This window comes from Mesorhizobium sp. SP-1A (assembly GCF_032460275.1).
Classification (GTDB): domain Bacteria; phylum Pseudomonadota; class Alphaproteobacteria; order Rhizobiales; family Rhizobiaceae; genus Mesorhizobium.
Window position 1 is genome coordinate 39,923 of record NZ_JAVXZD010000008.1, and the last position, 12,711, is coordinate 52,633.

General features: G+C 62.1%; 16 protein-coding genes. 15 read left to right on the plus strand and 1 reads right to left on the minus strand.

Going from position 1 to position 12,711, the window contains the following annotated elements; all coding sequences use genetic code 11:
- Positions 1-4 precede the first annotated feature (4 nt).
- The 12 genes from trbB to QU595_RS25930 all read left to right on the plus strand — a co-directional run bounded on the left by trbB (position 5) and on the right by QU595_RS25930 (position 10,409).
- Entirely contained in the window at positions 5-970 is a 966-nt protein-coding gene (gene trbB / locus QU595_RS25875) for a P-type conjugative transfer ATPase TrbB (RefSeq protein WP_315927400.1), read from the plus strand.
- On the plus strand, positions 960-1,346 hold the full coding sequence (locus QU595_RS25880) for a TrbC/VirB2 family protein (RefSeq protein WP_315927402.1): 387 nt from the start codon (positions 960-962) through the stop codon (positions 1,344-1,346). Before trbB ends, QU595_RS25880 begins: the two co-directional genes overlap by 11 nt.
- Positions 1,339-1,638: a conjugal transfer protein TrbD gene (locus QU595_RS25885; RefSeq protein ID WP_315927404.1), complete on the plus strand. Its 300-nt coding sequence runs from the start codon at positions 1,339-1,341 to the stop codon at positions 1,636-1,638. Before QU595_RS25880 ends, QU595_RS25885 begins: the two co-directional genes overlap by 8 nt.
- Positions 1,639-1,648: 10 nt before the next feature.
- Positions 1,649-4,105: a conjugal transfer protein TrbE gene (locus tag QU595_RS25890; RefSeq protein WP_315927406.1), complete on the plus strand. Its 2,457-nt coding sequence runs from the start codon at positions 1,649-1,651 to the stop codon at positions 4,103-4,105.
- The gene (trbJ, locus tag QU595_RS25895; RefSeq protein WP_315927408.1) at positions 4,077-4,877 is read left to right on the plus strand and encodes a P-type conjugative transfer protein TrbJ; all 801 of its coding nucleotides are present in this window, start codon (positions 4,077-4,079) and stop codon (positions 4,875-4,877) included. The genes QU595_RS25890 and trbJ overlap by 29 nt, the downstream gene beginning before the upstream one ends.
- Positions 4,874-5,047, plus strand: coding sequence for an entry exclusion protein TrbK (trbK, locus tag QU595_RS25900; RefSeq protein ID WP_315927410.1), 174 nt, complete (start codon positions 4,874-4,876; stop codon positions 5,045-5,047). Before trbJ ends, trbK begins: the two co-directional genes overlap by 4 nt.
- A gap of 5 nt (positions 5,048-5,052) precedes the next feature.
- The gene (gene trbL, locus QU595_RS25905) at positions 5,053-6,237 is read left to right on the plus strand and encodes a P-type conjugative transfer protein TrbL (protein WP_315927412.1); all 1,185 of its coding nucleotides are present in this window, start codon (positions 5,053-5,055) and stop codon (positions 6,235-6,237) included.
- 17 nt (positions 6,238-6,254) lie between these two features.
- Positions 6,255-6,917, plus strand: a complete 663-nt coding sequence (locus QU595_RS25910; RefSeq protein ID WP_315927414.1) for a conjugal transfer protein TrbF — start codon at positions 6,255-6,257, stop codon at positions 6,915-6,917.
- A gap of 17 nt (positions 6,918-6,934) precedes the next feature.
- Complete coding sequence (trbG, locus tag QU595_RS25915; protein ID WP_315927416.1) at positions 6,935-7,747, plus strand: P-type conjugative transfer protein TrbG; 813 nt, start codon at positions 6,935-6,937, stop codon at positions 7,745-7,747.
- 3 nt (positions 7,748-7,750) lie between these two features.
- Positions 7,751-8,188 carry a conjugal transfer protein TrbH gene (trbH, locus tag QU595_RS25920; protein WP_315927418.1) on the plus strand — a complete coding sequence of 146 codons (438 nt, stop codon included), beginning with the start codon at positions 7,751-7,753 and terminating at the stop codon, positions 8,186-8,188.
- An 11-nt stretch (positions 8,189-8,199) separates the two neighbouring features.
- Complete coding sequence (gene trbI / locus QU595_RS25925) at positions 8,200-9,507, plus strand: IncP-type conjugal transfer protein TrbI (protein WP_315927420.1); 1,308 nt, start codon at positions 8,200-8,202, stop codon at positions 9,505-9,507.
- Between the two features lie 200 nt (positions 9,508-9,707).
- Positions 9,708-10,409 (plus strand): autoinducer binding domain-containing protein, encoded by a 702-nt coding sequence (locus QU595_RS25930; protein ID WP_315927422.1) that lies wholly within the window; start codon positions 9,708-9,710, stop codon positions 10,407-10,409.
- A 4-nt stretch (positions 10,410-10,413) separates the two neighbouring features.
- Here the strand turns inward: QU595_RS25930 and QU595_RS25935 are convergent, their stop codons facing one another.
- Positions 10,414-10,707: a transcriptional repressor TraM gene (locus QU595_RS25935; RefSeq protein ID WP_315927424.1), complete on the minus strand. Its 294-nt coding sequence runs from the start codon at positions 10,705-10,707 to the stop codon at positions 10,414-10,416.
- 256 nt (positions 10,708-10,963) lie between these two features.
- Between QU595_RS25935 and QU595_RS25940 the strand changes: the two genes are divergently transcribed.
- The 3 genes from QU595_RS25940 to QU595_RS25950 are packed head-to-tail and all read left to right on the plus strand — an operon-like array spanning position 10,964 to position 12,705.
- Positions 10,964-11,179, plus strand: a complete 216-nt coding sequence (locus tag QU595_RS25940; RefSeq protein ID WP_315927426.1) for a helix-turn-helix transcriptional regulator — start codon at positions 10,964-10,966, stop codon at positions 11,177-11,179.
- A 9-nt stretch (positions 11,180-11,188) separates the two neighbouring features.
- Complete coding sequence (locus QU595_RS25945; RefSeq protein WP_410000572.1) at positions 11,189-11,776, plus strand: DUF6932 family protein; 588 nt, start codon at positions 11,189-11,191, stop codon at positions 11,774-11,776.
- Positions 11,773-12,705 (plus strand): hypothetical protein, encoded by a 933-nt coding sequence (locus QU595_RS25950; protein ID WP_315927430.1) that lies wholly within the window; start codon positions 11,773-11,775, stop codon positions 12,703-12,705. The genes QU595_RS25945 and QU595_RS25950 overlap by 4 nt, the downstream gene beginning before the upstream one ends.
- The last annotated feature ends 6 nt before the right edge of the window (positions 12,706-12,711 follow it).

Consider the following 12,711-nt stretch of genomic DNA (forward strand, 5'->3'; position numbering starts at 1 on the left):
CATGATGTCTCAACATCGCTCCTTGCCGCGTCTCGTCAGCAAGTTGCAGAACGCGCTCGGGGATCATCTTTGCGTCGCGCTCGAGGACCCCAGCGTCGTCGAGATCATGCTCAACCCCGACGGCAAGCTTTTCATCGAGCGGCTAGGGCACGGGATCACAACAGCCGGTGAGATGACCCGCTCGGCCGCCGAGACCGTGATCGGCAGCGTCGCGCATGTCCTCAACTCCGAGGTCGACGAGGAGCAGCCCATCGTCTCCGGTGAGTTGCCGATTGGCGGGCACCGCTTCGAAGGGCTGTTGCCGCCGGTGGTCGCGGGGCCATCCTTCACGATCCGACGCCGCGCATCCCGGCTGATTCCGCTCGACGACTATGTCGGCACCAAATGCATGACGCGGAACCAAGCGTCGGTCATACGCAACGCAGTCGCGGCGAAATTGAACATCGTCGTCGCCGGAGGCACTGGGTCGGGAAAGACGACGCTTACGAACGCTATCCTTTCCGAGATCGTCACGCACGCGCCGGCGGACCGGCTGGTCATTCTGGAGGACACCGCGGAAATCCAGTGCGCCGCAGACAATGCCGTGTGCCTCCACACCAGCGACACCGTCGATATGTCCCGTCTGTTGAAGAGCACGATGCGATTGCGGCCCGATCGCATCATCGTCGGTGAGGTGCGCGATGGTGCGGCGCTGACGCTTCTCAAGGCCTGGAACACCGGCCACCCCGGGGGAGTTGCGACCATTCACTCGAATTCTGCGCGATCAGCGCTCCAGCGCCTTGAGCAGCTGACGGCCGAAGTCAGCCAGCAGCCGATGCAGGCGGTGATCGGCGATGCCGTCGATCTCATCGTTTTCATCGAGCGCATGCCGCAGGGACGGCGGGTGAGCGAGATCCTTCATGTCAGCCGCTTTGCGGGCGGCCAGTACCACATCGAGCCCTATGCAGAGGAAGAACGCGATGCCGCGTGACCGGAAGATCTCCAACCTTAGCCGCCTGGTCGCAGCCGGCGCGATCGTCGTCGCGTCGCCGGCGCTGGCGGGCTCCGGCGGCGGCGGCCTGCCGTGGGAAGCGCCGCTGCAGCAGATCCAGGAGTCTATCACCGGGCCGGTCGCCGGATACATCGCGCTGGCAGCTGTCGCGATCGCCGGCGGCATGCTGATTTTCGGCGGCGAGCTGAACGATTTCGCGCGACGCCTCGTGTACGTGGTCCTCGTCGCCGGGATTCTTCTTGGCGCTACGCAGATCGTCGGTCTGTTCGGCGCAACCGGCGCCTCGATCGGAACGATCGAGACGCAATCAGGTGCGACGCCGATCGTTTCGGAAGGGGAGGTGGCTCGTGGCTGAGTCTCTTGCCGGCCTGAACCGCAACCGGATCCACCGAGCTCTTTCACGGCCGAACCTATTGATGGGCGCCGACCGGGAACTGGTTCTGGTGACCGGCCTTGGCGCTGTCATCCTGATCTTTGTTGTGCTGACCATCTATTCGGCGCTCTTCGGGATTGCCGTCTGGATTACGATCGTCGGCGCGCTGCGCATGATGGCCAAATCCGATCCGCTGATGCGCAAGGTCTATGTCCGGCACATCTCCTACAGGCCGTACTACAAGGCGACGACCTCGCCCTGGCGTCGGTACTGAGGAGGCGCCGATGGTCGCTCTCAGCCGTTTCCGCGCCGCCGGCCCATCTTTCGCCGACCTGGTCCCCTATGCCGGCCTCGTCGACAACGGAGTCATGCTGCTCAAGGACGGCAGCCTCATGGCTGGCTGGTACTTCGCAGGTCCGGACGCTGAAAGTGCCACGCACCTTGAACGCAACGAACTGTCTCGCCAGATCAACGCGATCCTGTCGCGGCTTGGTAGCGGTTGGATGATCCAGGTCGAGGCTGTCCGCATCCCGACAGTCGATTACCCATCCGAAGACCGCTGCTTCTTCCCCGATCCTGTCACGCGCGCGATCGATGCCGAGCGCAGGACACACTTCGAACGGGAGCACGGACACTTCGAGAGCAGGCATGCACTCATCGTGACCTACAGGCCGGTGGAAGCCAAGAAGACGGCGCTCAGCAAATACATCTATTCGGACGCGGAAAGCCGCAAGAAGTCCTACGCAGACACCGTGCTCTTCATCTTCAACAACTCCATCCACGAGATCGAGCAGTATCTTGGCAACGCGCTCTCCATCCGCCGCATGGAGACGCGCGAGACGGCCGAGCGGGGCGGGGAGCGCATTGCCCGATATGACGAGCTACTCCAGTTCGTGCGCTTCTGCATCACCGGGGAGAACCATCCGGTCCGTTTGCCCGACATGCCCATGTATCTCGACTGGGTGGCAACGGCGGAGCTCCAGCACGGCCTGACGCCGAAGGTCGAGGACAGGTTCCTCGGCGTCGTTGCCATCGACGGCCTGCCGGCCGAGAGCTGGCCCGGCATCCTCAACGGCCTCGACCTGATGCCGCTCACCTATCGCTGGTCGTCGCGGTTCATCTTTCTCGACGCAGAAGAGGCGCGGCAGAAGCTGGAGCGCACCCGCAAGAAATGGCAGCAGAAGGTGCGGCCGTTCTTTGACCAGCTGTTCCAGACGCAGAGCCGGTCGGTCGACCAGGATGCAATGACGATGGTGGCCGAGACGGAGGACGCGATCGCTCAGGCGTCGTCGCAGCTCGTGGCCTATGGCTACTACACGCCGGTCGTCACCCTGTTCGACGAGGATCGCGAAGCGCTTCAGGAGAAGGCCGAAGCGGTCCGGCGGCTGGCGCAGGCGGAGGGTTTCGGGGCGCGCATCGAGACGCTGAACGCCACCGATGCATATCTCGGCAGCCTGCCAGGTAACTGGTACTCAAATGTCCGCGAGCCGCTGATCAACACCAGCAATCTCTCCGATCTAATTCCGCTGAACTCGGTCTGGTCGGGCAACCCTGTCGCGCCGTGCCCCTTCTATCCGCCAGACTCTCCACCGCTGATGCAGGTCGCCAGCGGCTCTACGCCATTCCGGTTGAACCTGCATGTCGACGACGTCGGTCACACCCTGATTTTCGGCCCGACCGGCTCGGGTAAATCCACATTGCTGGCGCTGATCGCGGCGCAGTTCCGTCGCTACGACAGCGCCCAGGTCTTCGCCTTCGACAAGGGCAATTCGCTCTATCCGCTGATGCAGGCGGCCGGCGGCGACCACTACGAGATTGGCGGCGATCGAGATGAGCAGGGGAGGGCGCTCGCTTTCTGCCCGCTCGCCGAGCTTTCGACGGATAGCGACCGGGCCTGGGCGAGCGGATGGATCGAGATGCTGGTGGCGATGCAGGGCGTGACGATAACGCCCGATCATCGCAATGCGATTTCCCGCCAAATCGGCCTAATGGCCAGTGCGCCGGGCCGCTCGCTCTCCGATTTCGTTTCGGGCGTGCAGATGCGGGAGATCAAGGACGCGCTGCACCATTACACGGTCGACGGTCCGATGGGCCAGCTTCTCGATGCCGAACGGGACAGCCTGTCGCTTGGCGCCTTCCAGTGCTTCGAGATCGAGCAACTGATGAACATGGGCGAGCGGAATCTGGTTCCCGTTCTCACCTACCTGTTTCGCCGGATCGAAAAGCGCCTCGACGGTGCACCCAGTCTTATCGTCCTCGACGAAGCGTGGCTGATGCTCGGCCATCCCGTCTTCCGCGACAAGATCCGCGAATGGCTGAAGGTGCTTCGCAAGGCGAACTGTGCGGTCGTCCTCGCCACTCAGTCGATCTCGGATGCCGAACGTTCCGGCATCATCGACGTCCTGAAGGAATCCTGCCCGACCAAGATCTGCCTTCCGAACGGCGCAGCGCGCGAGCCCGGAACGCGCGAATTCTACGAGCGCATCGGCTTCAACGATCGCCAGATCGAGATCGTCGCAACTGCCATTCCGAAGCGCGAATACTATATCGCAACGCCACAGGGCCGGCGGCTCTTCGACATGTCGCTAGGCCCGGTTGCGCTGAGCTTCGTCGGTGCATCCGGCAAGGAGGATCTGAAGCGCATCGCGGCGCTCAAATCCGAACACGGCCGGGCCTGGCCGGTCCATTGGCTTCAATCGAGAGGAGTATCCAATGCCTCGTCGCTGCTCGACAATGAATAGATGGTTCTTCGCCACTGCACTGGTGGCGAGCACCGCTGTCTCGCTGCAAACCCATGCCGGAACGGCGACCGGCGGCGCCACCGAGTGGACGCAGCTCGCGAACAACGGTGAGCTGATCAAGCTGCTCGAGAGTTCCGGCGTGCAGGTCGACAATCAGCTGACCCAGATCGGCCAGCTCGCCGAGCAGATCCAGAACCAGCTCAACATGTACCAGAACATGCTGCAAAACACCGCGCAGCTTCCCGACCACATCTGGGGCCAGGTCGAGGGCGATCTCGAAAGGCTCCGTGACGTCGTCAATCAGGGGCAGGGCATCGCGTTTTCGATGGGCAACGCCGACGACGTGCTGCAGCAGCGGTTCAAGAGCTACGCCGATCTCAAGGAAAACCTGCCGAACAAGGAAAGCTTCTCGTCGGCTTACCAGAGCTGGTCCGACACCAACCGCGATACGATCGCCAGCACGCTCGGCGCCGCCAGCCTCACGGCTGACCAGTTCGACACCGAAGAGAGCACGATGGAGAAGCTGCGCGGCATGTCGGAGAGCGCCGACGGCCAGATGAAGGCCTTGCAGGTCGGCCACCAGATCGCCGCGCAGCAGGTCGCGCAAATGCAGAAGCTACGCGGGCTGGTCTCGCAGCAGATGACGATGATGGGCACTTGGCTTCAGACCGAACAGACGGACAAGGATTTGGCCCAGGCAAGGCGCGAGAAATTCTTCGGTGCAACCGCGCCCTCCACCTCCGGCGGCGAGAAGATGAGGGTCGAGTGGTGAGGACCAAGGTAATCGTGATCGCCATCGCAACCATCCTTGTCGCCGGCAGCGCCGGTGCCTGGTTACTCGTGTCCGAAAAGCGGGCTGCCCAGGAGCGCAGGCAGGAGTTCTTCGGATCGACCAAGGAGTTCCCGACCACCGGCGGGCAAAAAATGAAGCCGGAATGGTGACGTCGATGCCGATCTTCGCACGCCAGCGCCTTCGCGTTGCCTTGCTGATCGTCTCGGCGATCGTCGCGGCCGCGCAGCCGGCGCTCGCACAAGAGGGTTCGGTCCTGACCGCGCTCCAGAACGAGATCAGCACGGCGGCGAAAGGGTGGGAAACCACCGTCATGGACGCAGCGCGATCCCTGTTCTGGATCCTCGCGACGATCGAGGTCGGCATCGCCGCGGTGTGGCTCGCGCTGCAGGCTGCCTCGCTCGACAGCTGGTTTGCCGAGCTGGTCCGTCGGATCATGTTCATCGGCTTCTTCGCGTTCGTCCTCGCCCAGGGGCCGACCTTCGCGAAGGCGGTCGTCGACAGCCTGTTCCAGCTCGGCGCCGAAGGCGGAACGGCCTCGCCGGCCGACGTCTTTAATGCCGGGCTGACGGTCGCCAGCAAGATGTCTGAAAAGGTCCAGTTCGGTCTTTTCGAGGATAATGCGCTCGCCATCTCGGCCGCCTTCGCGATGGTCGTCACTGTGATTTGCTTCTCGCTGGTCGCGGCCATCTTCGTCAGCGTCATGGTCGAAATGTATATCGGCCTGCTCGCCGGCATGATCATGCTCGGGCTCGGTGGCTCGTCCTACACCAAAGACTTCGCGATCCGTTACCTGATCTATGCCTTCAGCGTCGGCATGAAGCTTATGGCGCTCGTCATGATCTCGCGCATCGGCTCGGAGGTTCTGATCGGTCTGGCGAACCGGCCGGACGTCGGCGACGAGTTCCAGACGGCGCTTGCCATCGCTGGCATCGCGGTCGTCGTCTTCCTTATCGCCATGTATGTCCCGAACATCATGCAAGGCGTCGTCCAGGCCGCCTCGGTCTCCGGCGGCATGGAGGCCATCCGGCACGGCGGGCAGGGCGGATCCTTTGCCACAGGCGCTGCATTCCTTGCCGCGGGCGCCGCGAGCGCGGGGGCCGCTACCGCCCAGGCAGCGCGCGCGGCCGGCTCATCGTCGGCGGGCGCTGCGGTGCGCGGGATCGGCTCAGGCTTGAGCGCCGGCGCCAGAGCCGCCGGCTCGGCGGCGAAGGAAAAGGCGATCGGCTCCCCGGGTGCCTATGCCGGTTCGATCCTCGGCCTGGCCAACGCCAAGCTCGACGAAAAGCGCAGCGGCAAGAGCCACGCCAGACCGCTCCCCGAACGCAACGACCAAGCATAATAGGAAGAGATTGATCGATGGCCGCAGACCGGGTCCCCGAAAACCCTTATCTCGCCGCGCGCCAGGAATGGTCTGAACGCTACGGCTCCTATGTCCAGTCGGCGCGGGCGTGGCGTATCGTTGGAATTCTGGGTTTGGCGATGGCGGTGATCGGCTTCAGCTACGCCCTATATCTCAGCACCCAGGTCAAGCTGGTGCCTTACATCGTCGAGGTCGACAAGCTCGGCACCTCAGTCACGGTCGGCTTCCCCGAACAGATCGAATATGCCGATGCCCGCGTGGTGCGCGCCACCCTCGGCAACTTCGTGACGAGCTTTCGGTCGATCTCACCGGATGCCGTTGTCCAGAAGCAATATATCGACCGAACCTATGCGCTGCTCAGAACGTCCGATCCCTCGACCCAGAAGATCAATGCCTGGTTTCGAGGGAACTCGCCCTTCGAGAAAGCCAAGAGCTCAACGGTTGCCATCGAGGTCAACAACATCGTCGCGCTTTCCAACCAGACCTATCAGGTCGACTGGACCGAATACGAGCGGGACCGGAAGGGCAAGGAAACCGGAACGCGGCGCTTCCGAGGGATCGCCACGGTCGCGCTGACCACGCCGCAGGACGAAGCCACCATCCGTCTCAACCCGATCGGCCTCTATGTGCGCGATTTCGACTGGACGGCACAGCTCTAGGCTTGAGGGAAAAGCAGATGCGGAATTCAGGATCGATCGCGGCTGCGGGCTGCCTGGCCGGGCTCATCTTCGCGACCGGCGCATTCGCGCAGAACATGACCACGAACGAGGTCAAGGGCACCAACATCTCGGGCAAATGGCGCGGCTCGCCCGGCCTCGTCACCAGGGGCCCGGACGGCAAGGTGATATTCCTGTTCGGCGAAACCCAGCCCTCCGTGGTCTGCTCACCGCTTCAGGTATGCGACATCGAGCTTCAGGGCGGCGAGATCGTCCGCGACGTGCTCGTCGGCGACACGGTGCGCTGGAAGGTCGAGCCTGCTACCTCCGGCGCCACCGGCGGCCAGGCCATCCACCTGATTGTAAAACCCGCCGAAGCCGGTCTTGTGACCTCGATGGTCGTCACGACCTCGCGGCGCACCTACCATATCCAGCTCAAATCTCATCCGACCCAGTACATGGCGCGAATAGGCTTCGAGTATCCGGAAGACGTTTCGACGAAGCTCGCCGACGTCAATGCCCGCCTGGAGACTGGCGGCATCCCCGGTTCGGCGCCAGACAGGCTGAACTTCTCCTATTCGACAAGCGGTCGCGCAAACTGGAAACCGAAGCGGGTCTATTCGGACGGGGTAAAGACATACATCCAGTTTCCCCGATCAATCGCCGGGCAGGATGCGCCGGTACTATTCGTCGTCAGCGGCGGGCAAAATCGCATCGTCAACTATCGGATGAAGAACGACATGATGATCGTCGACTACGCCATCGACAAGGCAATCCTCGTGTCGGGCGTCGGCTGGCGGCAGCAGAAGGTCACCATCTCGCGGGGAAGATGATCGATGCGACAGCTCCTCACTTTTCTTCTCGCTGCCACCCTCCTGGCTGGTTGCCAAACAGCGGACGACACCCTCGCCACCGGATCGGCGCCCATCGCCATCTCCGGCTCGGCGGCAAGCGCGATTGCCGGCGACATGGCGAGCCGTCTTGCCGAGCAGATCGGACAAGCGGGCAGCACGACGATCAAAATGGACAAGGGCACGTCGGAGTTCGCGGTCGCACTCGAGGCTGCCCTCAAAGGCTGGGGCTACGCGATAGTGACGGACGGGAAAGTCGGCAAAGGCGTCAAACCCGTCGAGCTTTCCTATTCGGTCGACAGTGTTGGCGGCCAGATCCTTGCCCAACTCTCCACGCCGTCGATCGCGCTCGGCCGCGCCTACACGGCGACACCGGGCGGCGCCACGCCGGCGAGCCCGCTTTCCATCATGCAGCGGAATTGACGGAGGCAAACATGGTCCAGCTCGGTACGGCCGCTCGATCCGGTGATCAAAAGGACACGCGGCGCCTCAATCGGCTGCCGATCATCGTAGCGATCGTGCTTGTTGTCCTGTTCCTTGGCGTTGTCGTGATTGGCCTTTCGTGGCGCGGACTGCCGTTCGGTCGAGGCAACGACATCGGGGGCGCTTCGAACGCGCCGGCGTCGAGTTTTGGCGACAAGCTCAAGCAGGGTGTGTCGGACGGGATCATCGGCGAGCCGGACCCGCGCGAGGTCTTCCAGCCGACACCTGTCATCCAGCAACAGCCACAAGAAAAAGAGGCGCCGGTTGAAGCGCCAAGGCAGACCGCGCGAGAAGACCGACGGCCGCGGCTCGAATCCGAAGGGGAATGGCTGGCCCGACTGCAGCGGGAACAGGACGAGCAGTATATTCGCGAACGCCAGCGGCAGCGAATGGCGCGCCTGCAGGCGCGCGCCGGCGCGCTGGATTCGCCGCTGAAGGTGGACATCTCCGATCTGCAGCGCGCGGCCTCGAACTCAGCTGACGCAGGCCGGCAGAACCAGGGCGGGAACCCGACCACCGGCACGGGAGGCGCATCCGATCTCTATGCGGCCGCGATGCGGTCCGGACTGCTCGGCCAGAACGCCGATCCGAACGGGCAGACCTGGAAGGAGGATTTCTTCAACCAGGACATCAAGGATCTCGGCTACCTGCCGAACCAGGTCGTGCCGCAGTTTTCCCCTTACGAACTGAAACGCGGCTCGGTGATACCGGCAACGTTGATCACCGGGCTTAACTCAGACCTGCCGGGCCGCATTACCGCGCAGGTGAGCCAGAACGTCTATGACAGCGCGACCGGCTACCGACTGCTCATACCGCAGGGCGCCAAGCTGTTCGGCCGTTACGATTCCAAGGTTTCATTCGGCCAGGAACGCGTGCTCGTCGTGTGGACGGACCTGATCTTCCCGGACGGCGCGACCCTTCAGATCGGCGGCATGGCCGGTACAGATGCGGAAGGGTATGGCGGCTTCAAGGACAAGGTCGACCGCCACCTTTTGCGGACATTCGGCTCGGCAGCCCTGGTCGCGATTATCGGAACCGGTATCGATATGGCGATGCCGCAAAGCTCGACCCTGGCGACGCAGTCCACCGCCTCCGATGCGGCGCGACGCAACTTTGCCGAGTCGTTCGGGCGGGTGGCCGAGCAGACGATATCGAAGAACCTGAACGTGCAGCCCACGGTCCGCATCCGCCCCGGCTACAAGTTCAATGTTCTCGTCGATCAGGACATCATCTTCCCATCTTCTTACGTTGTATATTAGCAATCGTGGAATTATCTATCTCACTTTAAGTGATTTTGTCGCGTCATTCGTGACTTGATACTGCTGTCATCGAATTGTCATATTCTGGCCTGACCTAGGGCAATCTCACCGGAACTTGTCATTCCGGCGTAGATTTGTCGATTTACGAATATTGTGCAGAATCTTGTTGCGTTCATTTCCTCGGAATTGGAGGTTTGAATTTGAACCAATGGTTCGAGCGGCTCACTGAACAAATGGCGCTCGCGCGGGACGACGCCGCGGTCAACTCGACACTTCAAAGGCTGACTTGCGAGGCGGGATTCTGCTTTTTTGCCTATCTCAATTTGCAGGCAGAGACTCAAACCGCCATTTCCAGCTACCCGGAAGAATGGCAAGGCCGGTACTTCGAAAAGAGCTACGCTCTCCTCGATCCGGTCGTACTTAACGCGAAAACGCGTGCCGAGGCGTTTGCCTGGTCCAACGTGGCGACGCCTCGCCTGAGCAAGGAACGGCGTGCATTTTACGGTGAGGCTGCGGAATTCGGAATTCGCTCAGGCATCTCTATCCCGATCAAGACTGGGTTCGGTCGGATGGCGATGCTGACCCTGGCATCGAGCAAGGCGAGTTTTGCCGATGAATGTGACCTCGACCCTGTCATCGCCGCTGCGTCGTTTGGTCAGGTGCATTGCCGCATGGAGGCCATGCGGATGCGGCCGACATGGAAGACCGACATACGGATGAAACCAGACGAGCTGACGTGTCTCAGATGGTCCGCCGAAGGGAAGTCCATGCGGGACATCGCGGTCATCGAGAACACGACCTATTCCAACGTCGCCTTCTTCATCCGCAACGCCAAGGCAGCGCTCGGCGTATCGACGCTTCCGCAGGCCACTGCGCTTGCCAAGGAGCTTGGCCTGATCTGAACCTTCAGTGCGGCTTTTTCGTCGGTACCCCGGGAATGTAGCCCAGAATGTCCAGAAGGGTCGACACGACCGTCTGTTGCGCATGCACCGCGATCATCGCCGAAACATAAGCCCTGCTCGCTTCTGACTTCGCGTCGCCGGCGGCCTTAGAGTCCTGCATTGCCTCCAGCCTTATGGCTTCATCACGCAGACGACGATGCTTTTCGATCTCCTCGACGACGAACCGCTCGATCTCCTTCGGCTCCAGGCCGTTCATGAGACCTATGAGCGGTCGCAGGACTAGTTTGTTTTCCGACACGATTCCTCAAGCTCGCCTGTCACACTCGTCTGTGTTTGTGCGCCATCTTTCCCAGTCAGCGCTCAAAGTCGATACCCGAGTTCGAACAATCCACCACCTGGCCCCCGAAAGCGTGCTTGCAACGCCGTCAATCGAATCCTCCACGAAACCCCGAGATCAGTCCCGGATTCAGGCTTCAATGTAGCCATAAACTCTGTCGCCATAAAGAGTGAACTTGTCGAGATTGCCGCTCGTGAAACGAGACCGGCCATCTCCTTTGCGACAGACGCTCGCGCGCAACATCCGCGCGCAGCGCGAGCATCTGGGTATCAGCCAGGACGAGCTCGCTTTCCGCGCCGACATGCATCGCACGAACGTGTCAGCCATCGAACGTGGCCTGCGTAACGTCAGCGTGGACAATCTGTATTTCCTCGCGGTCGCTCTCGAGACGGAGCCGCAGCGCCTGATCGCTCCATCGGGTGGGAATGGGTAGCGCCGATCGATGCCGATACCATCATTCACTATCGACGGCGTTTTACCGCCCTTCGTCGGCCCCAATGGACCGGGCGGGGCGCCCGAAGATCTTTCGCCTTACCCAACCACCGCAGCCGAAGTGGTGACGACGCTTGCGACGACCCCAAGGCGCCGCACAATTCTGCAGGGCTGGCTCGATCATCGGGCATCCCTCAGAGCGATTGGCTTTGACCGCGGCTTTCAATGGCTCGACGGTAGCTTCGTCGAGAACAAGGAGCCCCAGGACCTCGACATCGTCGCGTTTTTCTATCGGCCACCCGGAATCCGTGACGGCAATATGCTCGCACGACTTATGCAGGGCAACATCGGCCTTTTTGGCCGCCCGCAAGTCAAGGCCACCTACAGCCTCGACTTCTTTCCGGTCGACCTCAACGGCACGCCTGAAGCGCTGGTCAATCTGACCCGCTACTGGCTCGGCTTGTTTTCGCATCGCCGCCAGGACAGCCTTTGGAAGGGCATGCTGCAGGTTCGGCTCGAAGACGAAGCTGACGACAGGGCGGCGCTCGCCTTGCTCGATCCAGCCAATGCCGAACCCGACAATGGAGGAACGCCATGACCAGCCTGCGTAAACTCGAACGGGACTTCGCCCATGCCGATGCCGCCGCAGTGGCCGGTCTCCTTGCGCAGCTCGGTGACGAAGACATCATGGCGCGCTTCGGCCTCGAGGCGCGACTTGCGGATTTGCAAGAGGAAATAGCGCGCCTCGACGCCGTGGGCGACGAGCCTACGGCATCGGCCGCGCTCTTCTTTGGCGGTCGCCCTGTGCTCGGTCAGCGTGGCATCGAGAGCGAATTTGCCGGTACGATCATCACCAAATTCCAGGACATCGTCGCCAAGGTTCTAGCTCACGAGACCAACGGTCTGGGCCAGCGCGGTGTCGTCGCCAACAAGGCGGCTTCCACGCTCCACATCACAAATATCGTTCGTGGCTCTTTCGGATTCCTGCTTGAGGAAGCCGGACCGCAACAGCAGATGGTCGAAACCCCCCTTCGCGCCGCTGTCGACGAAGCGACACGGCTACTCGATGCCTTTGGAGAGCCCGACGAAGAGGAGTTTCGGACAGCGATCGAGACCATCGACGATCGACTTCTGGCGACGGCGCGCGACTTCTTCGACATCATGTGCTCGAATGGGGCGACGCTTCGTCTCGTCTCAGGTGAAACCGACAGAAGCTTCGGCACCGAGGCCGTCGAGCGGGCCGCCGAACGGGCAACCTCGACGACAGTGCACGACAGCGAAGAGATATTGAGCGGACAGCTCGGGGGCGTCCTGCCGGATGCGCATCAGTTCGAATTCCGTATCGACCCGCCGCAGGGCACGATCCGTGGGCGGATCGATCGTGCACTGAGCGCTGAAGAACTCTCGCGCTACAATCGCGACTGGGTCAATGTCGACGCTCGCGCCCGCGTACGTGTAAAGCGCGTCCGTCGCAACGACGCGGTCGTCCGGGAAACCTTTACGCTCACCGGGATCGAGGCTCCCTGACTCTAT